The organism is Desulforamulus hydrothermalis Lam5 = DSM 18033 (genome assembly GCF_000315365.1).
Classification (GTDB): Bacteria; Bacillota; Desulfotomaculia; order Desulfotomaculales; family Desulfotomaculaceae; genus Desulfotomaculum; species Desulfotomaculum hydrothermale.
Genome location: NZ_CAOS01000001.1, coordinates 55,418 through 80,162, shown reverse-complemented (window position 1 = coordinate 80,162; position 24,745 = coordinate 55,418). Strand labels below are relative to the sequence as shown.

Below are 24,745 nucleotides of genomic sequence, written 5' to 3'. Positions count from 1 at the left end.
GGAATCACATTATATTTCCCTACGTATTGCCAGAACCGTTTTCACCCATTGCAGACTCCTCAGCCCGCCCCCCCGCAGAAGCAGGAAGCTCAAGCTGTACCGCCGGCAGCCTGATGCCGCCAAAAGGAGTCATAAAAAGCCCGCTGTTGGCGCTGCCCAGCGCCTGACTGCCTGAGGCGGATGCTTTTTGCCAGTTGGCAAAGTTCAGTTCAATTTTTTGATAATAACCGTCTAAGAAAACCACCTTGAGCGGTAAGTTGCTGTCCGGCGCGATGAACAGCTGAACTTTAACGTAAATATTCATAATGGGGTCGATCTTTTTGCTTTTTTCCCAGACCTGACAGGGGATACCGTTGACCCGTTCCATCCCTTTTAGGATAAAAGGAACATTCTGCAATTCCGGAATGTAGTCGTCCAAATCGTAGCGGACGCTTTCCTTGCCGGGAAACTCCTGGTACTGCACAACCTTGGTGCCGGCTCTTTTATCCCATAACAGGATAGGATCGCGGGTGCCGCTTTCAACCCTTTGCTGGCCGTTTAAGACAGAAAATTTAATATTTTTGCTGTAGGAAGGGGTAGCAGCTGTGGCGGAAGGATAGTATTTAACAGTTGCACCGGCAGCACAATTTTGTGCGGAAAGAGTCGTAGACATCCCCGTTGCCGGGCTTTCTGACGGTGGTTGTTCTGCCAAATTCAACATTATTGCTTCCAAAGTTTTTAGAAAAAAGCCGGCCGGTATGGAGCCCACCATCGGAACGTTTTTTTCGATTTTGCCGGCAAGACTGTTGTATCTTTCCGCCTCACATGTTTTGGCCTCGTGGAAATACTCCAGTTTTTTGCCTTCAACATAAAATTTTACTGTTTCAAAGACATGGTAGTTGACGGAACGTCCTCCCGGCAAAGAACTCCGGAACCTATCCGACGGGTCAGCAATCAGGCCGGCCGGGCTGTGCAGATCCAGTTCCCAGGAACCCGTGCCCGCAAAAGAGTATCCTTTGCCGGCCACAGGAGTAAACCGCAGGCGCCACTCCTTGGACTTCAGCGAATTTTCCGGTTCGGTGCAGTGAGGATAAAGGGCCGCCACTTGAAAATCGGCTTCTCCGCCAAAAGGCAAAACCGTCCCCGAACCCCCCAAGACCACGGTACTGTTCGAAGAGCTCAAGCTATGCGCTTCCTGCAAATATCCCCCGTCAACATGAACAGTTATGCCGTCTGCTCCCACTTTGGCACTGTTTATCGTGAAGCCCTCCCTGTCAACCACGGCATAAACCCGGTCAAAGGGCCGCAGATCAACTCCCTGCAGTTGAAAGAATCCGCCGCTGCTTTGTGCCTGTAGACGAATGGTATAATCAACAGGAAGCGAGATATCCTCTTCACAACGCAGTGGAATGTTGTTAGACCGCTCGATAAACAGCGAAACAGGGCCGTTATAGGGCAAGTTGCCCTGGCCGGAACTGCTCACATGCCCTTTAATGGTATTGGAGAGATAATCGGCCGCCTCCACAGCAATGTGATTATATGGAAAACTTGCCTCCCGTGGATAGGACCATAAATCGACGTTTCCGGGGATTTTTACCCTTACCCGGTCACCCTTTTTTAAGTCAAAAGACCTGCTAAAATGCCCTAAACTATCTGTAAAGGAGTTGAGAACCTTTTCTCTGCCGGAAGAATCGGTTACTTTTAACAGGATTTCCTGGTTGGCAAACGGTTTTCCCGTACCTTTTTCGACAATGCTCCCCTGAATAAGGTCTCGGTAGGCGCAAGCTTCAGCAATTTCAATATTGTAACTGCCGGAGCGTTCTTTAACGTAATTAAAAACGGGGTATTTATATTCATAAATTGTTTTATTTTCATCAAAGGATTTAATCTTCACCCTGCCGTTTATTTTGGCAAAGCCGTCGCCTTTAATGCTCAAGTAATCGCTTCCCCCGCCTTGCACACTGGCTTTGGCCTCCAAAAGAACGCCAATCTTGTTGTCTAAAATAACCTTGCCCTTGCCCAGAATGTCAAAGGCTGCCTCGGCAAGCAGGCTGGTTTCCCCCTTTATGTCGGCGGACAATGATAAATTCTCAGGGGTAAAAGCAAAGCTTACCTCTTTTACTGCATGAAAGCTTGTTGGCAGGTAATACGATGTGTTCCCTTGCAAACCCGCTCTGACAGAAGAACTTTGGCTTACAGAAAATTCCAGTGTGATCTTGCCGTCAACCCCCAACACCAGGAAAAAGCCCACCGTAATTTTGCAGCCTTCGGCAGGAACAGTAAAGTCATACAGCGGAATTTTAACTTCTTTTTTCAGCTGGGCCAGCAGCTCCGCCTGCACTTCAGCCCTTTGGGAAGCAAAATAGATAAATTTATATCCACTGTCTGCTGTGTATTTTACCTCCACGGCCGGAGAATCAACATTGATGCTGCCTTTTAAGGCTACCTCGACACGTTTCCCCTCCTGGTCGTACCCCGGCAGCGTGTGTTTTTCATCAAAATAAAAATTAAATCCTGCCCTCTCCGTCGCGCCCGATTTTATCTTGTATGAGGAAATATTAACCCCATGCGCCAAGTAAGTAAGGTTGGCCTCGTTAAGAAATACTGTCTGTTCAGGGATGGACAATTCATCGACAATTTTGTCATCATCTGCCAGAAGAATATAAAAGGTGCCTCCTTCTCCCCTGACAAACTCCAGAGCAAGAAGAGAGAAAGGGTCGATATAAATTTTGCCGGGCTCAACGGACGGCAAAAAAGATGAATTTATCTTCCCTCCGCCGGCATGATCTCTGATGGCCCGGACCTGGGCTTCGTTCAACCAATTTACCCCGGGCTTTAATTTCAAATTGACATTTTTTAAAGAGGCAGGCCGGAGACCGTTTGCTCTGGCCTCCCGGGAGATGTCGGGAAGACTTGGCGGGCCAATTTTTTGAAGAAGGTTACCTTCGATGAGGCCCGGTACTTTGGCGTCATTTTGGGCAACAGCATAAGCAAATGAGCCGGGCATGATTAAAGCGATTACCAGTGCCGGCAGAAGGAAAAAAATGACTGACTTTTTAACTAAAGCAAGCCTTAACACACCTAATTCACTCCCTTCTGGCAGGGTGGTGCAAATTTAACCAACGGCACAGCTGAACCAAAATGTTTTTTCCATAGCGAATGGCCGGTTTGCTTCGCAGATAAAAAAACTGCCTGCACCAAATAGTGCTCGCATCTGATTTAATCTTCATTTATTTCTTACCGCCCGGCATACTCCCGGACATCTCTTTAAGGCTTTCGGCCATGCCTTCCGGAGCCGGTACCAGGCTGACAGACAGCGAAGTCGGAAAGTCTTTGAGTTCTTTATCTTGCTGCGAATTCTTGGTGACACAGAATGTATAAGTGTACCCGTCTTTTACTCCCATAACGGTGTACTCGTCTGCCCGATCTGTCTGTGAAATGATTTGGGAATCCTTCAACAATTCCTTATAAAATGCTGCGACCTCTTGGATGCTGTTTTGGCTGAAACAAACCAGTATATACGATTTGTCCATAGTCTGTACGGACATGACATAAGCGTCCTTATAAACCGGAAACTTGTCTTTTGGATAATCGGCCGGCAACTCTACCCCTTTCTTGATTTCAGTAGAATATTTCGTGGTCATCTCCCCTTGCTTGACCGTCTCCGTGCTTTTGCCGCACCCTGCCAGAACAAAAAGAAAAAGCCCTGCAAGAACAAGCGGCATTGTCCAAAAAGCAACCTTCTGTTTCACTAAATCATCCCCTCTTTCTCAAAATTACTGTAATCCCCAATTACAGCTGTATTTTTAGTGTATTAAGCCGTTATTGTCCCTACAAGCAACACGAGTCACCTAATCCGGTGACTCGTGGCTAAACTGCGGAGTGACTTTGGGCTATGCTCCTTCTGGCAGAGCCAAAAAACTTTAAATTTCGTAAAGCCGTTTTAGATTAAGGACATCACCCCGCCCAAAACTAAATTATGCTGTTTTTAAAGGCATAGAGTACCAGCTGCGTGCGGTCTTTAGCCCCAATCGCTTCCAACATCCGGGAAACCTTATTTTTGATTGTCCCTTCCGAATAATTCATAATCTCGGCAATTTCTCTGTTATTTCTGCCGTCAGCGATCAGCTCAATAATTTTAATTTCCTCGGGCTTGAAAATTCCCTTTATTTTGCCGCCGCTTTGGGCTAAATTGGCTATCGCTTCCCTGAGGATGTCCCTGACCGTGCCGTTCAACACGCAAAAGCCCGCAACCGAGCATTTAATGGCTAAAGCCAGTTCGCCGGGCGTGACATCTTTTAAAATATAGCCGTCTACACCCTTAAGCACAGCGGCCACAACATTTTCTCTTTCTTCAACAGTTGTCAGGATAATTACCTTAATTTGAGGCCAAAAGCGTTTAATTTTCCCTGCGGCCTCCAGCCCGTCATAATTATTCAGCATTTTAATATCAAGCAGGACAACCTCCGGTTTGAACTCTTCGCACATCTGCAGCGCTTTCTTGCCGTCAACGGCAATCCCCACTACTTCCATGCTGCAGTCTTGCTGCAGCATAAACTGCAGGCTTTCCGCTAACAAAACATGGTCATCGGCTATCAGGACACGGATCATCGTCCGTTCCCCCTTCTTTTCCCGGCAAAGACAGCGCCGCAACAGAACTGCGAATCTTTTTGATGCTGTTCCTGGCGTAGTCCACAGACTCCCGGATTTTTTTCTCCGTCAAAACCGTATCCCCCTTTTTTTCTTTATTTCTTCCAGGTTGGCCACAATTCCGGCAACCGCTTCTCCCAGCGTGGCATTAACCCGGACCCAGTTTCCGGCTTGGGCAGCTGTTGAACGCTGCCACGCAACAACAGAGAAAAAAGAAAAAGCAGCCCCCAAAGTCATAAGCTGCTGCTTTGCATACGAAGAAAAACTCAATTTCCGCCGAAGCTGCAGCCAAAGCAAGAAATTGGCTGCTTTGGACCAACAAAATGACCCCCTGGAAAATTTTTGCGTTTCGCAGGCAAATTGCCGCAATAGAAACAGACCGCCGGTACAGTACTCAGGACGACCGCCGCTGCAAGCAACCAAAATTTCTCCATATGGTAGACAACACTGAACGGACAAGCCATAAGACTACCCACCAAAATTTGGAATAATATATATATAAATATATACTACGCAATAAAAAAAATCATTAAAAACTTTTGGTATATACTTGATTTTGTCAACACAAAAGTTGACCGGCCCCGATATTAACCGGTAAAGTGACAGATAATTGTCTGCGCACCACTCTCTGACCCTGAGGCCGCCGGCCTGATATGCAATTCTTTCTTGTCATTCTTTTGGCCGTTTGGCTTTGGTCATAAAAAATCTTCCTCGTTTCAATATTTCCTAGAATAAAGCAGCGCTAAATCTTAAACATAATATATGGCGATTTCTAAGCTGATGCAGTATAATCCCTAAAGGGGGGAAACACTATGTTTCAAAATAAAGTTGCCGTCATTACAGGCGGCGCACAGGGAATCGGCAAAGTGATTGCTGATGAATTCAGGAAAAACGGAGCCATCGTTTGCGTGATCGACAAACAACCAGGTGAATATTTTACAGGGGATCTGGCTGAAGAAGAAACGCTGTCGCGTTTTGCCAAACAGGTAATTGCTGACTATCGCCGGGTTGACTATCTAATCAATAATGCCCTGCCCATCATGCGAGGTATCGACCAATGCAGTTATGAAGAATTCAACTATGCACTGCGTGTTGGCGTAACCGCACCCTTTTATCTCACCAAGCTATTTCTTCCGCATTTTGCACCGGGTGCTGCTATCGTCAATATTTCTTCCACCCGCGACCGTATGAGCCAACCCCAAACCGAAAGCTACACCGCAGCAAAGGGCGGTCTCTCTGCCCTTACCCATGCTTTGGCGGTTTCTCTGGCAGGAAAGGTGCGGGTCAATTCAATCTCTCCCGGCTGGATTGACACAACCTCTGCCAAACATTCCGGCCCGGATGCTTTGCAACACCCGGCAGGGCGGGTAGGTAACCCCATGGATGTTGCCAATATGGTATTGTTTCTCTGTTCTGATAAGGCTGGATTCATCACGGGGGAAAATATTTGCATCGACGGCGGCATGACAAAGCAGATGATTTATCACGGTGACCACGGTTGGTCCCTTCAAACGTAAGATGAAAGGTCAAACCGCAGCCACCTGCTCTATGTTTTAGCTTATAGTATAGTCTTCCTCAGGTTACAAACGAGGAGGATTTTTTTATGAATTCATTCAAATATGGATCACCCTTGGGCGTCTTTCCCAATCACTAAGCTCAGTTGTCCAATACTTTGCCCATTCCTTCATTTCCCTATATTCCGGATGACTGGGATTCAACATGATTTCTCGGAAATTTACAAATCCTCCAACGCCGCCCACATCCTCAGGCGGTGTTTGACCACTTGCTTCCAGCAAGTAGGGTGATTCCTTGTCGTACTCCTCGATTACACGCAAAAGCCGGATCTCATGCTCCCAGTTATCCCCCATGTCATATGTATAGAGCATATGTTTGTGCTTAGGCAAAAACTCTGATAAGGTATGCCCTTTCATTAAAATAGCATCTTCATCATACTCCAGGTCTTCCTCAAACGGAACAAGTCTGGCAACTGGTTTACGTTTATTACTGCCAAAAACGGTAAAATCATATAGGTGATAGTTTTTCCAACCAAACACAGACTGCAACACCTTGTGGAGCTGTGAAAACTCAATGCCTGCGGGTACAATAATTCTCCGTACCGCTTTGTATACTTCTAAATCAAGTGTAACCAACAATTCAAGGGCCCGGTACTTGTAGGCCTGCTTTCCGGTAAGCTCAGAAAGTGCTTTAATCATTGCTTGGTAGGGAATAAACCCCTCGTTACTTTTCCCAGAACAATTGACAAGGTGGTAATTGGCGGGAACTCCAACCGTATCATTGAACATTTTCGCAATACCGTTATATTCATTGCCAACATAAAAGGCACATTCCAACCCCGCTTTTGTTACCCATGCCGCTGTCTGCCTGCTGCGATTTTGGACAAACTTCACTTCGCCTGCCAGACGCATATATTCCTCCACAAGCTCGGGGTTTATATTCATGGACAGTAGGGTGTTAGAGATAGCCTTTCTCATCATTTCCGCTACATTTTTCAGATTTTTCCGCTTGACTTGGTAAATCGCAACGGTAAAGCGTGTGGCGTTGTTCACCAACACGATCATATCCTCCGATCTACGATTATCCCAAACCTTTGTCCAATTTGCTGTCCAAGAAAACAGCTGATTTTCAGCTTCACGTACGGAAGGAAAATTTATTCCCATGGCATCCGCTAATTTTTTAGTCAGTGCAATTTGCATGTTTCCTTCTCCCCTTTATCATAAGGATTCCATGTCATCGCCGATTGCTATGAAAGCCAGAGTGTAATAGTGACTTCCAAACTAGAGTTTGGGAGCCAACTGCGGCGTTCCCCGTTAAATAGACACATAAAACACAAGTATTGCTTCCTGTTTTTATAAATCTATCAAAAGGGGTACGGGGTCAATTCCAGTGTATTCGGCATCCTGCACTATTTCAATCATATCATTGCCAAGCCTTTATTTATTGCTTCCTGAACGATCTATTGGCAGCAAACTCCCATTGGATTCTTTCTAACGAACCTAAAAAATTAAAGGAAAAGTAAATGTAACAAAAGCTGCCCAAATCCCGTAAACCGGCAAATACTTAGTAACGGCTTCCTGGATCGTTGAGGTTCCGGTTTTGTTTCGCAGAAAACGCATATAGGAGAGCATAACCCAAATCAGATTGGCCCAGATAAGTATGTTTACACCTAAAACAGCAACTCTGTTGGGCGTAATCCCGTAAGAAGAAAGCCTGAACAATATGGCTGATAAAGCCACACTGTCAATGATAAGGGCAAGAACAATCAGGGCAAAATTTATATAATCGGAAATGGTCTTTTTCTCGCCTGTGCCACTTTCGGTAATGGAAAATATGGTGACGGCCAATACACTAAGGAGTATTCCGTTAAAGACCAGGAGGAAATCACGATCCAAGAATGGATTTTTTCCGACCAAAATAGCCGTTATAAGATAGACCAGCAACGTAGCCAGTACAAGAGGACTAAAAATTTTGGCTATATATGGCGCAATATTTTTAGCAAGTTTAAGATTCCTTGATACCAGGTATGCAGCTACAACAGCGAGAGCCGCAGCACCAAATACAACGACATTTTTAAAATAGAATTCCTCTATATCCATGCCTATAAATCTAAATAACTGCATAGTTAAAGCTGTCAACAGCATCTCGCTGGCGGCCATGCTGGCATAGAGAATTAAGAATTCCCCGTTAAACTTAAGATAAGCTAATCTTCTGCTGCCTAAACCATATTCATTTCCTGTAAATGCAAGCCCCAATAATACCCATAAGAAAACGGGGAGATGCATATAAGCCAGGATAATACTGTCTTTATGCTCCAGGGGCAGCATATTAAGATAAATTCCGGCAATTAGGAATAACGCTGCAAGGGTGCAAAGGATATTTTTTTTCGGAGTATTTTTGTATACAAAACAGGCAGCTATGAAGGGGACTATGCCAAAAACAAGGTTAATAGGGGCTATTGCCTGCTGTTCGCAAAGTGCCAAAAGTATTCTGGTGCTTACTCCGGCCAAAATCGCTAAAAGGCCCATGATTAAGAAATCTTTCCGGAGCCAGGGGGCTTTATCTGTACCTGTCGTCTCTTGGAAATATAATCTTTCATGCCAAACGGCAAGAACCTGCGAATCGGGGTTTTGTCTCCAAGCGTCTGAGAATGCCTTTTTAAAACCTTCGGGGTCTTTTCTAAACATTCGCTCCAGCTCACGGGGGTTAACCATATTTTCAATAATAGAATTGCCGGTATCCATGGTTATACCTCTCTTTCTTCCTGATTATCTTCGTCATTTTTGTATTCCAAAATATCTCCGGGCTGACATTGCAGAGCCTTGCAAATCCCCTCCAGTGTGGAAAACCGAATCGCTCTTGCCTTGCCGTTTTTCAATATAGAAAGATTAGCCATCGTTATGCCAACCTTTTGTGCAAGTTCTGTGACGCTCATTTTCCTTTTTGCAAGCATCACATCAATATTGATAGATGAGGGAATTATGAGGGAGTGTTTGATCCAGGACCATGTATAATAATAGTATCGAAAGCTGTATCAAGAGCCTTCGCGGGACAAACCTGCGGGGGCTTTCTTTATGCCTAATTGAGGTGAAGCACTATGCCATTTAAACCCAAACGGCCGTGTTCTCACCCCGGCTGCCCGAAACTGACGAACGGAAGATTCTGCGAGGAACACGCTAAACAGGAAGCCGCAAGATACGAGAAATACCAGCGGAACCCGGCCGTGAAAAAACGCTACGGCAGGAGCTGGAAGCGCGTCCGTGACAGGTTTCTTACCCAGCACCCGCTCTGCGAGGTGTGCCAAAAGCAAGGCAGGCTGACGTCGGCGGAGGAAGTGCATTATATTGTACCCCTGTCCAAAGGTGGTACCAACGCGACGGAGAACCTGATGAGCCTGTGCAAGTCCTGTCACTCGGCGGTTACGGCCAAAGAGGGCGGGAGATGGGGACGAAACTATTCCCGCAAATAAAATCTTAGTCAGAACAAATCGCTGTGGGTTCCTGTACGTGTAAGGGTCAGGGTTAGAATATCTTTTTCAATTTTATATATGAGCAAGTTTTGAAATCTCTTTTAAACCGGCTGGAGTATCTGATCTTAAGCATTTAAGTCCTCCATCAGGTCATCGACGCTGGTAAAGGTTTTGCTCATATTGCGGTTGTTGTTAACATCGTCGATGGCCGCCAGAGTTTCTGCGTTAGGCTTTTCGACGCGCAGCTCAAAAGGGATGCCGCCGTAACGGACGGAATAGCGCAGAAACATATTTATCGCCGTGGACATGTTGAGTCCGAGTTCTGAAAAAATAGCGTCCGCCTGGCGTTTTAAATCCTCGTCGATGCGGATGTTTAAATTGGTGGTGTTAGCCATCGTATCAGCTCCTCTCTAACCTTGATTATAAAGCATCATATGCAACCATTCAATATAATATACTGAATTGCTTTACAACGTGATTACAAATTGCAAAATTTAATGGCCTGGGGGGGCAAAATCTTTACAGCCAGCCGGCAAGGCCGCCAAGATATTAAAAGTCCCGGACCTGCATCCCGAGTCAATGCTTGAAGCGGATGACCTTGATGATGCGGCCGATTTATACGGAGAAGATATGCCCACGCCCAGCGATTACCTCAGCGCGAGACAGAAAGACGGCAGGCCCTTGGGAGCCGACGCTTTGTATAGATAGACCTGGAAATGGCTTAAGGAGCGCGGATGTGAAAAATTCGTCAACCCGCGCTTGGGTACGGGCATTGCGGGCATATGGCACTAACCGGTCAATATTAACTTTTTCAAAGCGTTCGGTCGTGTTCATCCATACTGTTGATTGTCAATAGATTTGACCCACCTTGTGCAAATAAATTTGACCCACCTGAATACCTAAAATAATAAAACAATCACGGATGAGGCGAAAATTTTGCCTGGCTCGCTTCCGCTCAGCCATGACAGGTACCGTCAGTAGCCGGTTCAGGAGCGAGGCAATGAGGAGATGATTGGGCTAACCGCCTCGCCTCAATCAATTGTACCGGCTGCTGCCGCCTGTAAGGCAGGCAAAATTTTAGCATTTAAAGGTTATGGGCTTTCATTTTAATGGGTTGTTTTCTGGTTTTAGCTTGCCCTTTAGCCTATAGCTTGTCCCGTTGATATAAAATATCCGGGCATGATGAACAAGTCGGTCAATTATGGCTGCCGCCACCACCTGGTCAGAAAATATCTCCCCCCATTCATTAAAGTTATAATTGCTGGTTAAGATAATACTTCCCTTCTCATAGCGCATGGAGATCAAGCGGAAAAGAAGATCGGCCTGCTCTTTGCTTACTGGCATATAACCAAGTTCATCTATTATCAAAAGATTAAGCCGGGAATAGCTCAGGAGCTTGTCCATAAGACTACCATCCCGTGAGCTTAGCATTAATTCTTCCATCAGCTTCTGGGCAGTAATAAATACCACTCGGTATTTGGCCATGCATGCCTTAATACCAAGGGCTACTGACAGGTGGGTCTTGCCCACCCCAGGCGGGCCTAAGAAAATTACATTTTCCTTTTTCTCAATAAAGTCCAAAGAACTTAAGCTGATGATTTCTTTTTCTCTTAGTGAAGGCTGAAAGCTAAAGTCAAATTCCTCCAATGTTTTAATATATGGAAAGCGGGCTTTGTTAATTTTAGTCCTGATTGTTCCCTCGTTTTTTCTTTTTAATTCCTCTTCGAATAACAGAGAGAGGTATTCTTTATAAGACAAGTTGTTTTGACTTGCCTTTTCCGTGATTTCCTGATAATGTGTAAGTACACCTTTCAGTTTTAATGCTTTCATCTGGCTTTCTAAATAACTGGTCAACTTATTGCTCATGAAATTGCCGCCTCGCTTTCATTCAGGTCATAATAAGAAAGGTCACGTTTAATTTTCATTGATGGCAGATTAAGATTTGTCTTGTTATAACCAGCCAAAGAAAGCGGGGTAATTTCTTTTTTCTCCAGTAGTCTTTTAATACTATTTTTGTGAAAAGAGCCGATATTCAGACATTCTTTTATGGCTGTAATAATTTCTTCAGTGGTATATATGTTTTGGTAGCGTATAATTTCTGCTAAATGCCAGTAGAGGTTGGCACCTGCCTGATTACGCAGGCCCTCCAGATAAACCTGGCCAGCTTCGCCAAAAGTGCTGATAAACTTCTCTACCAGAGCGGAACGAACTCTGGTTTTCTTTTCTTGAAATTGACGATTCATAGCCTCATGTTCCGGGTGGACCGGACGGCTGGCTTGTTTCTGCAGGTAAAGATCAAACTCACTCAGCAGTTTTCCAGCCTCGTCATATACTTTCATTCGCCGTCCATAGATAATCTCTGTCCACACCCTTTTTGTGCAGTAGCGCATGGGGACGGGATAAAGATTACCATCATAGGAAATATAGCCATCATTACTTACCCTCCTGGGTTCTTTAAATTGTAATAAAGCCGGTTCGATAGAAGGTATTTTCAACAGGTGTGCTTTTTCTTCTTCAAACATTTGCTCCGGTGGCCGCCCCAACGTGCTGTGGGGTCTTTTATTGTATTCATCCTGGAATTCTCTAAGTTTAACGGCAAAATCACTTAAACTGTCCACCTCCAGGCCACGCAGCAGTTGTTCCTGAACATAATAAAACGGACGTTCAACTTTTCCTTTTGTTCTGGCACGGTACTTTTCGCAGGCTGATGGCTGGATACCATATAAACCACAGAACTTTAGAAAATCATCATTGTAACGAACGATACCGTCCCCCGGTGGGTAATAACCATTTGCTTGGCATTGTCCATTACCAGTTCCAGAGCATACCCGCCAAAAAAATCAAAGGATTCAGCAAGGGCACGGATTACGTCGGCCGTGGTTATACTCAAAGAGAAGGCATAATGTTTCATCCGACTGCATGATAAGACTACTTCATGGATATATATTTTTACTGGCTTTCCGGCAACCGGCAGCATCCACTCCTTCCAATCATACTGCATCTGCCTGCCAGGATCAGTTTCAACACGGGTAGTAGCTAATTTATCGGCCTTATCATCTTCTTTAAAGGCTCGCAGGAAACGGTGTACACTGGATAAAGAGCCTTTGTAGCCTTTTTGAACCAATTCTTTGTGGATTCTTGTACCAATATAGCCTTTATGGAGCATAGTTTGGATTTCTTCACGGTACTGATCAAGTTGTTTTTCATGCTTTCTGGCCTTAAACTCCGGCGGATTAACATCTCTTAGGTATTTTCTAACGGTGTTTCTTGATACGCCCACTGTTTTGGCTATTTTTCTGATGCTAACCCCCTGGGCATACAGAGCTTTAATACGTTGCCATTTGTACATACTGACCACCTCTTTTGCATCCCCCTTTCGGGGGATATTTTATCATATGGTGGGTCAGTTTTATTTGACGATCAGGGGTCAATTCTATTTTACGATCTATAGGCTGACCGGGTCCTTGGCGGGTATTGAATATGGGTATATATGTCTGGCCGACCGAATAGGTGGTAGGATTAATCCAACCGCCTACAACAATCTTTTCGCCCAGATTGCTAAAGAAACTCCCATCATTTTCTGCTATAAGATGGGTCTTTTCAGAAGTCGGATTAACAATATTTTGCCTGAAGTATCTTCCGAATCTTCCAGCAATAAGGTTTGCCGATGTCCCTGCCCAGCCGGAGATGGTAAAATGTCTGCCATGTCCCGATGAGTCTATAAGCTGAAGATTTTCGTCTGGTGTTTTTTCATTAAATCGCCATAAAGCAGACGTCCTTGATGTTACAGGAAACTCACCGGTAAAATCCTCTTGGCTCGTTAGAATTGATTTTATCGCCATATCGTCGTCACAAACTCCTTTCTGCTACGCCCGCCTGTCGGCGGACATTCGCTCCAATCCGTTGTTCCTCCTCTCCCCACAAAGTCTTACGACTTTGCGGGGTCCCCGGCGTTTATCTCCATCTGCTTTTTGCCTGTATTTTTAACTCGGTAAAGGTCGCGTTTTCTGCGGCAATCTCAATATTATTAACACCTTTTCTGAGAATCGGAAAATTCAGATCCTGCAAGCTGGGAAGGCCATTTCTCAAGGTTCGGCCTGTTTCATCAATAACCTTAGCTGTTACCATGCCGGAGTCGACAATCAGAGTTTCACCTTCAGATAATGAGCCAACAATTAGCAATTCCTCGCCGTTTGTAATAAGCGAAATATAGCTTGATGAGGACGTTGATATCAAACCCTTCAAGAGATAAACCGGATTGGAATCCGTATTTCCTTTAACCCTCTCCAACTCATGCAGACCTGTTTCAGAAAGAACAAATATCTCATCTTCCAACGCGTAAACATACGGGTCGGGACAAACAAACCGAAGTTCAAAGCTGCCCGCTGTCCGCAATATCCGCTCACAGTCAACCGCTTCTGATAAGCGAGCCATGAAATATCGGTCGGGCAAATCATCTATAACAAGTTGCTTAAGCCCGTTTTCCGGATTTAACCATTCTGCAACATTATCAAGAACCGATACAAGCTCAGCAAAACTGCGCTGGGGAAGCACACTACAGCTAATTATTATGTTTCGTTCTGATATGTCGCAGCCAAAATCTGCAATACCTGCTTTGCCCGGCACAGTTTCAAAGGAATTGCGCAGGGCAGGGGAGACCTGCCATTTGGTAAGTCTTGCTCGTATTTTCATACTTTGCGACGATATTCCATTGTAGATAAATCCCATATGCTTCCCTCCATTACGCTGTTATAAAACGTCCCTGCGCCCTTGAACCTGTCTGCATCAGGTTATATAACTCCTGTGAAATCCTACGTATGTCTTCTTCACCACGAACAATCATCTGCTGCACCACAACAAGCGGCCCAGAAGCTAAATCGCTAAATCCACCTCTTCCACTTACACTAATATCAGGAGATATATTAAAATCTGTCGGCACTGCATTTTGCATATCGTCTGCCACTCTGGCCATAGCCTTGTCAAATCCCTCACCAATACCCAGTGCCATATTGCCGCCAATACCTTCAAAAACAGTGGACGGAGATCTGATTCCAAGAAAATTCTTTACTCCATCAACAATACCGGAAAAGAAACCGGAAACCTTATCCTTAATCCAGCTACCAAGGCTTTTAATACCTTCCCAGATGCCTTTTACAATGTTCTTACCAATCTCAACCACTGAAACAACCGCCTTGCCCAAACCTTCTATAATAGCCGCAACAATCTGAGGTAAAGACTTTACTAGTTCTGGAATGGCTTTCACAAGCCCGGCAGCAAGCTGTACGATAAGCGTAATTCCCAATTCTATGATCTTCGGCATATTGTTCGTCACAAAGTCAATGATTGTTGTAATTATCCTCGGCAGTGCTTCAATTAGTTCTGGCAATGCATTTAAAAGTCCCTGCGCCAGTCCCTGAATCAATGTAAAAGCAGCTTCAAGGATTTTGTCCATATTATCCAGCAGCCCTTGCACAATGGTGATCACTGCTTGAACCGCTGCTGGAATTAGCTCCGGTAATGCTTCTCCAAGCCCCATTACCAACGCTGTGATTAGCTGCACCGCTGCATCAATGAGTAAAGGCAGGTTATCAATGAGTGCTCCGACAATGGTCATGACCGCATCTACTGCTGCTGGAATCAGCTCCGGCAGCAGGCTCAAGAGAGTTTGAAGCACCTGAGAGAACAATTCAGTTACAGTTTGCAACAGCACGGGAAGCAGATCTTTGACTGCTGAGATAATCGCACCGGTTGCCTCCGGCAGAGCAGCCACTATATTTTCCAAAACCGGTACGATATTTTTAACTACAGCCTGAAAGGCATCCACAAGATTTTGTGTTAGGTTCGTCATATCAGCGTTCGCATTGCCAAGTCCTGCTATAAACGAACTTAGAGAGGCTTGTAAAAGACCAATGGAACCGCTGATGGTCTGGGTAGACTCTCTTGCGAAGTTGCCAGCATACTGTTCGGTTTTTTCAAAAAACATCTGCATGGCGATCTCGGCTTTTTCGGCATTGGTTGCGCTATTCCAGGCAAAGTCCAGCCCTTTTGCAAGAGCATAAGCTTCAATGGTAGTGGCGTTCATGGCGACACCCAGATTATCCATCATGGTAAAGTTACCCTTGGCTGCGCCAGCGATGGATTCCATGGCAGTCTGCATGTCAATACCCATAACCGAAGCCATATCTGCCGCCCGTTGCATGGCCTTCTCAGTAAGCTCCAGACTTTTTTGCTGATCGACACCAGCACCCTGAAACAGTGCGCCCATTTTGTTGGCGGTGGCAAGGTACTCGGATTGGGACAAGCCCAGGTTCTTGTAAGCTTCTTCTCCTGTTTTCTGGATACGTGCAGCATATTCTCCAAACACAGCTTCAGAACCGCCAAGGTTCTGCTCAAGCTCACCAAACTGCTCCACGACCTCTTTTCCCAGCTTGATGGCAGCCGCGCCCGCTGCGGCCGCTGCAGCACCCATAGCCGCGCCAACACCTTTAAGAACGCTGCCCAGCTTCTCAAATTTCGAGCTGGATTTTTCGGCATTGTCTCCACTTTCCTTCAATTCGTCCCCAAGCTCGTCTGCACTTTCAGCAGACTGTTCGAGCTCGCGCTCCATTTTGTTCAGTTCGGCTTTTGCATTATTAAGCTGTATTTGCCACGACTGAGTACGTCTGTCGGTTTCTCCGAAAGATGAGGCGGCATTGGCAAGCGCTTTCTCCAAAGTAGCTATTTTTTCTTTCTGCAATTCGATCTCTTTGTTAAGCACCTTGTTTCTTGCAGTAACAGCTTCAACTGACTTATCCTGCTTGTCGAACTGAGATGCAACCAGGTTCATTTCGCTACCCAGTACCTTAAAACTTTGGTTGATCTCACGAATGGCGTTTTTAAATTCCTTTTCGCCTTCAATCCCGATCTTCAGGCCAAAATTGTCTGCCACATAACCGCCTCCTTTCCTGCAAAATTTTTAAATTCCGTAAGGTATCACATCATCAATGGTAAGCATACGCTTTGGTTTCGCCAGCCCTAAAAACTGCTTATGGCACTCCCATAAATCAAGCAGGTACCCAATAGGCATTAGCCATACTTCATCCTCTGAACGGTTGAGCTGGACAGTGCCGTAATATAAAAGCCGAGTGAACAATTCCTCATCGCTCACTCGGCCGTTGTGTTTTTTAAATCATCCTCACTTTCAACATTTCTTTTGGTACCCTTGAACATTGCTTCCATGATAGCGTCTTTATATGCTGCCAGTTCCAAAGGAGATGTGAGAAGTTCCACTGTCTCTTCAGTCAGGAGTTCACGCTTATCCTGATTTTTGAGGTTGTGTATCAAAATGCTCTGGTTAGCCAGCAGTGTAATCAGCCATACCACTTCGTCAAGAGCCATCTCGAAGTTCTCGGTTTTCATCAGTTTCGTGCCGAGGTTTTCAAGACCGCCGTACCTTTTTGCAATCTCCTTTGTCGCTTTAGTGGTTAGAATAAGCTGATATTCTTCATCGCCGATTTTGATAATCGCGCTTCTGTCATTATCCTGCATCATTCACTGCCTCCTCCCACAGCAAATACCGGCTCATAAACTTCCGTATACCAGCCGGTAATAGTTTCAGGCGATACACCGGGATCGTCTTCGCTGACCTCCGCCTTCCAAGGGTGCTTTCCCTGGCCATCTGGTTTGTTACGTCTCATGACTGTCCCTTCAATGGTGGGTGTCGAAAAGGTAATGCTGTCGCCCTTCGTCTGCAGATTTGTCGCCGGAATGCCGAATTTTACCCTATAAAGCCAAAAATACCTGTACTTGCCGTTAGCTTTCTTGGCCCTAAAGCCGATTGCCACAGGGGTGCCACCATCCTCACTGGCAGAAATCAGCACATTATTGTCATCAAGAGTGGCTCCCGTCAAAACCTCAGCAGCGTCTACTCCGATATCTGCAACACCAAGAGTCAGTGTGCCGCTTTGAAATTCCTTGACCACTTCTGCCGCCCCGTCATCGGCATAAAGTGTCGCCTCTGCCAGCTCCACAGAAAGCTCTGCCGTAATAGCCTTAGCCAGCGGAACAGGCGTGTCGTATGTCTCTTCTCCGTTTTCATTCTCAGTTATTTTGGCATAATATAACCTGTCCAGTCCGATTGTGGCCATGTTTTTCATTCCTCCTTTACTTCATACTCTTTTGCCACATCAATGGCATAGTGGTGATAGCCGGTATCGTCCTCATGGCCTATATACCGCCTGTCGGTAATGGTAAAGCCTGCTTGAAGCAATGTGTTCACTATTTCGTTTTTACGGGCAGTGTAGTTTCCCTTTATAAATAAAGACAACCTTACCTCCTGGGTTTCTACCTGAGGCCGGTTGTCTGCAAAAACTTCAAATGTATCTGTCATCGGAGTAATGACAAGGTACTCATCTGTCGGTACACCGCTAAATACCCCGGTTTCAATGGGGATACCCAAACCATCCAATAACGAGTTTAATTCTGACAATATACTCATATACAACCCAGCTCCTGTTCCAGTCTTGACTTCATTACTTCGATGCAGGACTTCCTTGTAGCTGATTTTGCCGGTTTCAAAAAGGGCCTTGGAGGCTGCCCGGACTTGCCATACTCAATAATATTAGCAATCTTCGCATTGCTTTCCCCATCCTTCCTTGGTTCAGTAAAGCCGATTTTTATGTTGTGGTTTCCATCCCTGTCCTGTTTGGCAGGAGAGAGTCCCAAAGCATTTACCAATTCACCGGTTGCTCTGGACGGATATTTAGTGCCGCTCCCGATAACTGACTGAAGATTGGACTTCACTTTTGAAAGAACCACTTCCCCGCCTGCTTCCAGCACCTTAGGTATGATTTCGTCTGTTCTTTCTCCAAGTCTGGATAACTTGAGCAAGAACTGTTCCGGCATTTTAACTTCCACCTTAGCCACGTTGCAGCCACCTCCTCTTATGCTTTGCTTGATTTCACTTTTTCCGCAAGCACCTCAATATACATTCCGCGTCCTTTTACGTCCTCAACACTTATAATGTTGTACCGGCCATCGCGGCAAACGAGTACAAGATCTGTAGTAATTTCAAGGTTAGGGATCCTACGGAAGCGGAACAGGGCAGACGCCTGCGAAAACGCCGCCCTGTTTGCCCATTTTTCACTGCCATGCCTATCTTCCTTGTATGCCCTTACCGAAGCAAGAATAACATCACCTTTTTCAGCAAAACCCTCACTGTCCTTAACCGGCTTGGTTGAGATAATATCCACAAAAGTTCTCATTTTCCCAAAGCTCATATCGTCCTCACAAACTCCATATCATTCGTTTCCGCGCAAGCGCGAAAAGCTCATTCATTCCGTTGTTCGTCCTCTCCCCACAAAGTCGGATGACTTTGCGGGGGCCCCTATATCTTCCAATCCCGGTCAAGCCGCAACAAAAGGTTAACTGTATTCCATACCTGCTGTCCTGCCTGCACACTATCCCCAAAAAAGCCAGCCGTCGAGCCATCCCTGCTTTCATAAAAATGGCTCGACAGCATAATGACAGCCTGCTCAGTAGTAGGCAGCATTGGGTTTTCGGCATAATATCCTTCCGGCTTTTTCTGGTAACTTTCTGCATAGGCCACTGCGGCTTTGATATACTCTTGTAAAAGTGCATCATCTTCGTTGTGTTGCAATATGAGGTTTGCTTTGACCTTCTCCAAAAGCTCCATGCCGCTGCCCTCCGTTTTCATTAAGCTGATTTCTGCTGCAGTATCTTGACTGCTTCTGTCAGCACCAGCTTGCCATCTACACGTTGGGTTGCCATGAATCCTACCTGTCCGGTAGCAGCATACAACTCATTAAGCCGCTTAAAAACCCTGCCCTGGCGGTCTGCCACACAGTAATAAGAAAAATCGCCGAATACAATCGTTTTTGCTCCGGCGGCAATGGCTGGCATAAATGCAGAAGTTTTAACTGGACGATTGAGGATAGTATCCGGTGTTCCAGCAGTTACAGAAGGCTGCCAGAGATACTGACCGTTGTTGTCTTTGAGCTTCCTTATAGCTTTAATTGTCGAATCATTCATAATGAATACAGCGTTCCTGCGGTACGGAGACTTTAGGCTGTAGAACAAGTCCATGATCTCGTCAAGGGTAATGGCTGTTGCACTCGCCGCAGTTACTCCTATCTCGCCACCGCCGTTATCCGCCAAGATACCGGTTGGCTTGCCAGATCCGTCGCCGATAAAAAATGCTTCCTCCTCTTTTGCTCCGATTCGGCGGGCGAATTCTTTGGCTATATACTGTTCAAGGTTAAATACACTATCGTTTAACAATTCCTCTGATACCTTGATCATAGTAGCCAGCTTATATGCGCCGATGGATACCTGAGCAAAGGAATCGTCGCTTTCGGGAATCTGGCCTTCCTCATCCACCCAGGATGCAGTACCCTTGCTTGCCACCACTGGAATTTTCTTGTCACCGCTGGACGTGGTAATAACATTGGCAATCTGCCTAAAGATATTCTCCTCCTCCAGTGCTTCCACAAGAGTACGCTCAAAGTCGTCGGGAACAAGATATCCACCTTCGGTGTCCTCTCCGATCTGCAGCGCGTTGTGTACGTCATATTTGCGCCTGCCGCGCATCATGTTCCAGAAAGACTGCCTGTACTCATCGCTGGCACGTCCGGTTTTTTCATTGTTGCCAGATATGGAAGTGGGTTTGTCTGTAATAGGAATATTCAACGGTTTTGACAGTTCCAAATCTATGGCAGCCTGACGCTCAAGACGCTCTATTTCTTTGCCCAGCGCAATAACGTCGGCTTCCATTTTTTCATAAGTCGCGGTATCCTCCGGTGAAAGCAGTCCGTCGTTCCCGCGTTTGCTGTCGAGGAAAGCTTTAGCAGCTTCCCATACTTTAGCCCGTTTTTCACGCAGTTCCAGTATTTTGCTCATAATCAAATCCTCCTTACGGTTTTATTTGGGGTCCCCGCTAAATCGCAGATTTAGTGGGGTAAAAGTAGAAAAAGCCGCTTTTCAAGCGACTCAATTGGTGTTCCTTTTGGTTTTTCTTTTGGTTTAAGCTTTTGCAGGATGGAATTTGTTACTGCCTGCCTGCTGAAGATCATTCCTCCTGATACTTCAAATTCGGATGGGAATGATTCATCCTCCATAAACAAGATTCCATCGGCAAAGCCAAGTTCCACCGCTTTTCTTGCGTTAAACCAGCTTTCTGCATCCATTAGGTGCGATATTTTTGCCCTGGAAAGTCCGGTTTTCAATTCATAAGCGTTGATGATGGATTCCTTTATTTCTTCCAGCATTGCGATAGCTTTCTCCATTTCTTCTGTATCACCGATGGCTATTGTCATAGGGTTGTGAATCATCATCATGCTGACTGGTGACATAAAGACGTCACCTCCGGCCATAGCTATGACCGAAGCGGCACTGGCTGCAATACCGTCAATCTTTACCGTCACTTTGCCTTTGTAATCCATAAGCATGTTGTAAATCTGATTTGCTGCAAATATATCTCCGCCAGGGCTGTTGATCCAGATCGTTATATCACCCTCTCCGGACAACAGCTCTGATTTGAACTGCTTGGGAGTTACTTCGTCTCCCAGCCAGCTTTCTTCAGCTATTGGGCCGTCAATATATAATGTCCGGCTGCCATCATCGTTTTGTATCCAGTTCCAGAAGCGGCGAACCGGTTTTGGTTTTTGTGATTTGTTCAACTTTTGATCCCTCCGTTTTAGCATTGTTTTTGCCTGCAAAGGCACCTGCATCGGCAAGCCTGGTCATGTTACCGTTAACAAGATACAGATCTCCACCCAACTCCGCCGGAATCCGGTTCATGTCCTCAAGCTCGCGGATATCGTTAGCAGACATCCAGCCGTTCTGGCGAGCTACAGCATAACCATTCATGCGGCTTGCATAATCACCGCGCAGAAGGCCATCTACATTGAATTTGACAAAGTATGCCCGCTTCTCTGATGGTAAAAGCAGCGCTTTTTGGAGAGCCTGTTCCCAACGCACCACCCACGGGTCAATCGTGTATTTAACAAATTCCAGAGATTGTTGTTCGATGTTTGAAAAGCTTGACTTTTCAAGATCTCCAACCATATGGGGAGGTACTCGGAATATCCGAGCAATTTCATTTATCTGAAACTTTCTTGTCTCTAAAAACTGTGCCTGTTCGGGTGGAATGCCGATTGGTTGAAACTTCATTCCCTCTTCCAGAACTGCAATGCGATGAGCATTGGCACTTCCTTGATAAACAGCATTCCAGCTTTCTCGCACCTTTGCCGGATCCTTTAATACGCCGGGATGTTCCAGAACGCCACCCGGATTTGCTCCGTTGGCAAAAAAGGATGCACCATACTCCTCACAGGCAATAGCCATGCCTATGGCGTTCTTGGCCATAGCAATAGGGGAGTATCCGATCAGTCCGTCAAAACCGAGTCCCGGGATGTGAAGAACCTCATCACTTCGTAGGTATATAAGGCCTGCTTTTGGATTAACCCTACTCTCATCGCTGTCGCGCCGATAAGTGTAAAACAGTTCTCCGTTTGGAGCCCTGTCTACCGTCATTTTGTTTGGCAAAAGTGGATAAAGCGCCAGCACTCGTCCGGAACCATCCCTAATAATTTGAGCGTAAGCATTTCCCCATAAAAGAAGATGACTCATCAGTGTTTCTCGGAACACGAATGAAGTCATCTCAGGGTTTGGTTCGTCATGGAGTAAATAATAGAGCGGGTGGGTCAACGCTTTTTCTTTGCCACCGTCTTCTTTATAGCGGTACACATGAAGCGGAAGCCCGGCGATGGCTTCTGCAAGTATCCTTACACAGGCATACACTGCAGTTGTCTGCATTGCAGTCCGCTCATTGACAGCTTTTCCGCTGGATGTGCCGCCGAAGAAAAAGCTATATGCATTACCGAACAGGCTGTTTTTCGGCTTATCCCTTGCTTTGAACAAACGGGAAAAGATTTTCATAGGCATCACTCTCCGATAATACTTTTTATAAATAACTCATTGACATCTAATTTTACATATGTTATATTACATATGTAAAATTAACTACCTGAAAGGGGATTTGTATAATGAAAGCTACTTTTAATGATTTTCTCAAGGAAAATCCTAATTGCTCAAAATTTGCCAATAATCCTGATGCAATTGCTATTTTCAACATTCTCTCGAAAGAAGAAAACATAATTGCTATGATAGATGCTTCAAATGCAGGCAAGCCAGCATTATCAGCTTGTGTCAGCGAAGTCGAGAGCTTTTTTGATAATAGCAATAACCCCACCATAGACTTAAGGGACGGTTTCACAAGAACTGTCATCGGTCGTATGGTAAAGTCGATTCTTGCACCATTTGGTTATGAACCTAGCGTTCAAAAAGACTTACCTAAGGCTACACCCGCTAAATACTTTACTTCAGCATCCTGTTATGAAAAAACCGGTACGGCTTCAATGCGGATTGTTCGAACTATAGAAGAAATTTAGAGTATTAAAAGCCCACGCTCATCATAGACTGAACCGATATTTTCTCCTCCATGCCTTAACGCGCGGTCAAGCGCCATAATGAGCGCAACCGCGCCATCTATTCTCTCGGTGGATTTTTCTTTATCCGGCTTAATGTTTCCGGCGGGATCAGTTTTGACATAGATATTGTCCATCATCCACCGCAGTACTGGATTACCGCCATGGGCGATGCGTTCTTCCAATGTCAGCTTCATCAACTCTTTTGTAGGCGACGACATATCCTTGAAACCCTGACCGAATGGAACAACCGTAAACCCCAAAGCCTCAAGGTTTTGCGTCATCTGAATTGCGCCCCAGCGGTCAAAGGCTATTTCCTTAATGTTATATTTCATTCCGAGTTCCTCAATAAAGGTTTCGATAAAGCCATAATGCACAACGTTACCCTCAGTGGTATATAAAAAGCCCTGCCTCTCCCAGACATCATAAGGCACATGATCTCTCCGCACACGCTGGGCAATATTTTCCTCCGGTATCCAGAAAAAAGGTAGAATCTGATATTTGTCAGATTCATCAAGCGGTGGAAACACCAGCACAAAGGCGGTAATATCGGTAGTAGATGACAGGTCAAGTCCTCCGTAACAGGTTCTGCCGCGCAATTTTTCTGCATCAACAGGAAACGCACACTTATCCCATTTATCCATTGGCATCCAGCGCACCGATTGTTTCACCCACTGATTTAAGCGGAGCTGACGGAATAAATTTTCCTCTGCAGGATTTTGCTTGGCATTTTCACAAGCCACCCTCAATTTTTCGATGTCGACTGTAATGCCCAGTGACGGGTTAACCTTTCTCCATACCTTTTCACTTGTCCAGTCATCGGTATCGGCTGCGCTGTAGATAACCGGGTAGAAAGTCGGATCTATCTTACGTCCTTGAAGAATATCCTCAGCCTTTTGATGCACTTCCCAGCAGATGGAATTGCGGTCTGTGCCAGCAGTTGTAATCAGGAAAAACAGCGGCTGTTTTCTTGCATCGCCAGATCCGTGAAGCATTACATCATAAAGATCCCTGTTTGGCTGGGCATGAAGTTCGTCAAATACCACACCATGGACGTTTAGCCCATGTTTCGTATATGCCTCCGCTGAAAGCACCTGATAAAAACTGCCTAACGGTTTATATACCAGCCGCTTCTGCGACAGCATTGGTTTAATTCGAGACTTTAATGCCGGACACTGTTCCACCATATCTACTGCAACATCGAAAACAATGGATGCCTGCTGACGATCAGACGCACATCCATAAACCTCGCCACCATGCTCGAAATCACCACAGGTAAGATATAAAGCAATTGCCGCTGCAAGTTCGCTCTTACCCTGCTTTTTTGGAATTTCTATATAGGCAGTGTTAAACTGCCTGTATCCGTTAGGTTTCAAGATTCCGAATATATCCCGGACAATCTGTTCCTGCCAGTCAATTAATTCAAAAGGCATTCCATACCATTCACCCTTGGTATGCTTCAGGCAGTTTATAAAAGTAACAGCGGCATCCGCCGCTTCCTTGTCATATCGAGAACCTTCCGCCATAAACTTGGTTGATTTATATCGTTTTAACTTCCGCAGCTTTGCCGCCTCCTTTCCTAAAATTGAGCAAGAAAAAAGGAACCTCATGGATGAAGTTCCTCTCCTTAGTGGATTTCTATGAAACT

The 24,745-nt window shown here is 45.5% G+C and carries 27 protein-coding genes and 2 pseudogenes; 3 read left to right on the top strand and 26 right to left on the bottom strand.

Translation table 11 applies throughout. The features are described 5' to 3' along the window. Positions 1-19 precede the first annotated feature (19 nt). The 3 genes from DESHY_RS00455 to DESHY_RS00445 all read right to left on the bottom strand — a co-directional run bounded on the left by DESHY_RS00455 (position 20) and on the right by DESHY_RS00445 (position 4,590). On the bottom strand, positions 20-3,058 hold the full coding sequence (locus tag DESHY_RS00455) for a hypothetical protein (protein ID WP_008409590.1): 3,039 nt from the start codon (positions 3,056-3,058) through the stop codon (positions 20-22). A gap of 151 nt (positions 3,059-3,209) precedes the next feature. Continuing rightward, the gene (locus tag DESHY_RS00450; protein WP_008409589.1) at positions 3,210-3,731 is read right to left on the bottom strand and encodes a hypothetical protein; all 522 of its coding nucleotides are present in this window, start codon (positions 3,729-3,731) and stop codon (positions 3,210-3,212) included. Between the two features lie 220 nt (positions 3,732-3,951). Then, the gene (locus tag DESHY_RS00445) at positions 3,952-4,590 is read right to left on the bottom strand and encodes a response regulator (protein ID WP_008409586.1); all 639 of its coding nucleotides are present in this window, start codon (positions 4,588-4,590) and stop codon (positions 3,952-3,954) included. A gap of 851 nt (positions 4,591-5,441) precedes the next feature. Here DESHY_RS00445 and DESHY_RS00435 point away from each other — a divergent pair. After that, positions 5,442-6,146 carry an SDR family oxidoreductase gene (locus DESHY_RS00435; RefSeq protein WP_008409585.1) on the top strand — a complete coding sequence of 235 codons (705 nt, stop codon included), beginning with the start codon at positions 5,442-5,444 and terminating at the stop codon, positions 6,144-6,146. 96 nt (positions 6,147-6,242) lie between these two features. On the opposite strand, the gene DESHY_RS00430 is transcribed toward DESHY_RS00435, so the two are convergent. The 3 genes from DESHY_RS00430 to DESHY_RS00420 form a co-directional block, all read right to left on the bottom strand. Continuing rightward, the gene (locus DESHY_RS00430) at positions 6,243-7,343 is read right to left on the bottom strand and encodes a plasmid pRiA4b ORF-3 family protein (RefSeq protein WP_008409583.1); all 1,101 of its coding nucleotides are present in this window, start codon (positions 7,341-7,343) and stop codon (positions 6,243-6,245) included. 300 nt (positions 7,344-7,643) lie between these two features. After that, positions 7,644-8,888 (bottom strand): DUF4153 domain-containing protein, encoded by a 1,245-nt coding sequence (locus tag DESHY_RS00425; protein WP_008409581.1) that lies wholly within the window; start codon positions 8,886-8,888, stop codon positions 7,644-7,646. A 2-nt stretch (positions 8,889-8,890) separates the two neighbouring features. Continuing rightward, a complete protein-coding gene (locus DESHY_RS00420; protein WP_048817751.1) occupies positions 8,891-9,097 on the bottom strand; it encodes a helix-turn-helix domain-containing protein in 207 nt (68 codons plus the stop codon). Between the two features lie 144 nt (positions 9,098-9,241). On the opposite strand from DESHY_RS00420, the gene DESHY_RS13390 reads away from it, so the two are divergent. Then, on the top strand, positions 9,242-9,613 hold the full coding sequence (locus tag DESHY_RS13390) for an HNH endonuclease (protein ID WP_072866169.1): 372 nt from the start codon (positions 9,242-9,244) through the stop codon (positions 9,611-9,613). Between the two features lie 8 nt (positions 9,614-9,621). On the opposite strand, the pseudogene DESHY_RS14830 reads toward DESHY_RS13390, so the two are convergent. From DESHY_RS14830 to DESHY_RS00335, 19 genes and pseudogenes are all read right to left on the bottom strand, one after another. Beyond that, positions 9,622-9,699 (bottom strand): annotated as a pseudogene (locus DESHY_RS14830) (type II toxin-antitoxin system YafQ family toxin); the annotation flags it as partial. A gap of 39 nt (positions 9,700-9,738) precedes the next feature. Beyond that, positions 9,739-10,008 (bottom strand): type II toxin-antitoxin system RelB/DinJ family antitoxin, encoded by a 270-nt coding sequence (locus DESHY_RS00410; protein ID WP_008409577.1) that lies wholly within the window; start codon positions 10,006-10,008, stop codon positions 9,739-9,741. 706 nt (positions 10,009-10,714) lie between these two features. After that, a complete protein-coding gene (istB, locus tag DESHY_RS00405) occupies positions 10,715-11,479 on the bottom strand; it encodes an IS21-like element helper ATPase IstB (RefSeq protein ID WP_008409571.1) in 765 nt (254 codons plus the stop codon). Then, positions 11,476-12,135: a Mu transposase domain-containing protein gene (locus DESHY_RS14445; RefSeq protein WP_476580433.1), complete on the bottom strand. Its 660-nt coding sequence runs from the start codon at positions 12,133-12,135 to the stop codon at positions 11,476-11,478. The genes istB and DESHY_RS14445 overlap by 4 nt, the downstream gene beginning before the upstream one ends. Before the next feature lie 72 nt (positions 12,136-12,207). Continuing rightward, positions 12,208-12,330: pseudogene (locus DESHY_RS14920) on the bottom strand (hypothetical protein); the annotation flags it as partial. A gap of 20 nt (positions 12,331-12,350) precedes the next feature. After that, entirely contained in the window at positions 12,351-12,962 is a 612-nt protein-coding gene (locus DESHY_RS14440; protein ID WP_235695486.1) for a helix-turn-helix domain-containing protein, read from the bottom strand. Beyond that, the gene (locus tag DESHY_RS00395) at positions 12,940-13,455 is read right to left on the bottom strand and encodes a hypothetical protein (protein WP_008409566.1); all 516 of its coding nucleotides are present in this window, start codon (positions 13,453-13,455) and stop codon (positions 12,940-12,942) included. Before DESHY_RS00395 ends, DESHY_RS14440 begins: the two co-directional genes overlap by 23 nt. A 112-nt stretch (positions 13,456-13,567) precedes the next feature. Further along, entirely contained in the window at positions 13,568-14,341 is a 774-nt protein-coding gene (locus tag DESHY_RS00390; RefSeq protein WP_008409564.1) for a distal tail protein Dit, read from the bottom strand. A gap of 13 nt (positions 14,342-14,354) precedes the next feature. Then, positions 14,355-16,541: a phage tail protein gene (locus tag DESHY_RS00385; protein ID WP_008409562.1), complete on the bottom strand. Its 2,187-nt coding sequence runs from the start codon at positions 16,539-16,541 to the stop codon at positions 14,355-14,357. Positions 16,542-16,568: 27 nt separating this feature from the next. Further along, complete coding sequence (locus DESHY_RS00380; RefSeq protein ID WP_003520671.1) at positions 16,569-16,760, bottom strand: hypothetical protein; 192 nt, start codon at positions 16,758-16,760, stop codon at positions 16,569-16,571. Further along, a complete protein-coding gene (locus DESHY_RS00375) occupies positions 16,757-17,140 on the bottom strand; it encodes a hypothetical protein (RefSeq protein ID WP_048817770.1) in 384 nt (127 codons plus the stop codon). Before DESHY_RS00375 ends, DESHY_RS00380 begins: the two co-directional genes overlap by 4 nt. After that, positions 17,140-17,739, bottom strand: a complete 600-nt coding sequence (locus DESHY_RS00370) for a major tail protein (RefSeq protein ID WP_008409548.1) — start codon at positions 17,737-17,739, stop codon at positions 17,140-17,142. The genes DESHY_RS00375 and DESHY_RS00370 overlap by 1 nt, the downstream gene beginning before the upstream one ends. A 5-nt stretch (positions 17,740-17,744) precedes the next feature. Beyond that, positions 17,745-18,089: a hypothetical protein gene (locus DESHY_RS00365; RefSeq protein ID WP_008409546.1), complete on the bottom strand. Its 345-nt coding sequence runs from the start codon at positions 18,087-18,089 to the stop codon at positions 17,745-17,747. Then, positions 18,086-18,517 carry an HK97 gp10 family phage protein gene (locus DESHY_RS00360; RefSeq protein WP_008409544.1) on the bottom strand — a complete coding sequence of 144 codons (432 nt, stop codon included), beginning with the start codon at positions 18,515-18,517 and terminating at the stop codon, positions 18,086-18,088. Before DESHY_RS00360 ends, DESHY_RS00365 begins: the two co-directional genes overlap by 4 nt. Before the next feature lie 17 nt (positions 18,518-18,534). After that, positions 18,535-18,870 carry a head-tail adaptor protein gene (locus DESHY_RS00355; protein WP_008409542.1) on the bottom strand — a complete coding sequence of 112 codons (336 nt, stop codon included), beginning with the start codon at positions 18,868-18,870 and terminating at the stop codon, positions 18,535-18,537. Positions 18,871-18,977: 107 nt separating this feature from the next. Next, positions 18,978-19,286, bottom strand: coding sequence for a head-tail connector protein (locus DESHY_RS00350; RefSeq protein WP_013297317.1), 309 nt, complete (start codon positions 19,284-19,286; stop codon positions 18,978-18,980). A 20-nt stretch (positions 19,287-19,306) separates the two neighbouring features. Further along, positions 19,307-20,509 carry a phage major capsid protein gene (locus DESHY_RS00345; RefSeq protein WP_008409539.1) on the bottom strand — a complete coding sequence of 401 codons (1,203 nt, stop codon included), beginning with the start codon at positions 20,507-20,509 and terminating at the stop codon, positions 19,307-19,309. Positions 20,510-20,559: 50 nt separating this feature from the next. Beyond that, the gene (locus DESHY_RS00340; protein WP_008409538.1) at positions 20,560-21,288 is read right to left on the bottom strand and encodes a head maturation protease, ClpP-related; all 729 of its coding nucleotides are present in this window, start codon (positions 21,286-21,288) and stop codon (positions 20,560-20,562) included. After that, entirely contained in the window at positions 21,227-22,549 is a 1,323-nt protein-coding gene (locus tag DESHY_RS00335) for a phage portal protein (protein ID WP_008409536.1), read from the bottom strand. Before DESHY_RS00335 ends, DESHY_RS00340 begins: the two co-directional genes overlap by 62 nt. A 107-nt stretch (positions 22,550-22,656) precedes the next feature. Here DESHY_RS00335 and DESHY_RS00330 point away from each other — a divergent pair, with 107 nt between their 5' ends. Continuing rightward, positions 22,657-23,061: a hypothetical protein gene (locus DESHY_RS00330; RefSeq protein ID WP_008409535.1), complete on the top strand. Its 405-nt coding sequence runs from the start codon at positions 22,657-22,659 to the stop codon at positions 23,059-23,061. Here DESHY_RS00330 and DESHY_RS00325 read toward each other — a convergent pair. Further along, the gene (locus tag DESHY_RS00325; protein ID WP_476580434.1) at positions 23,058-24,659 is read right to left on the bottom strand and encodes a terminase large subunit; all 1,602 of its coding nucleotides are present in this window, start codon (positions 24,657-24,659) and stop codon (positions 23,058-23,060) included. The two genes, DESHY_RS00330 and DESHY_RS00325, sit on opposite strands and share 4 nt — an antisense overlap. Positions 24,660-24,745: the final 86 nt, after the last annotated feature.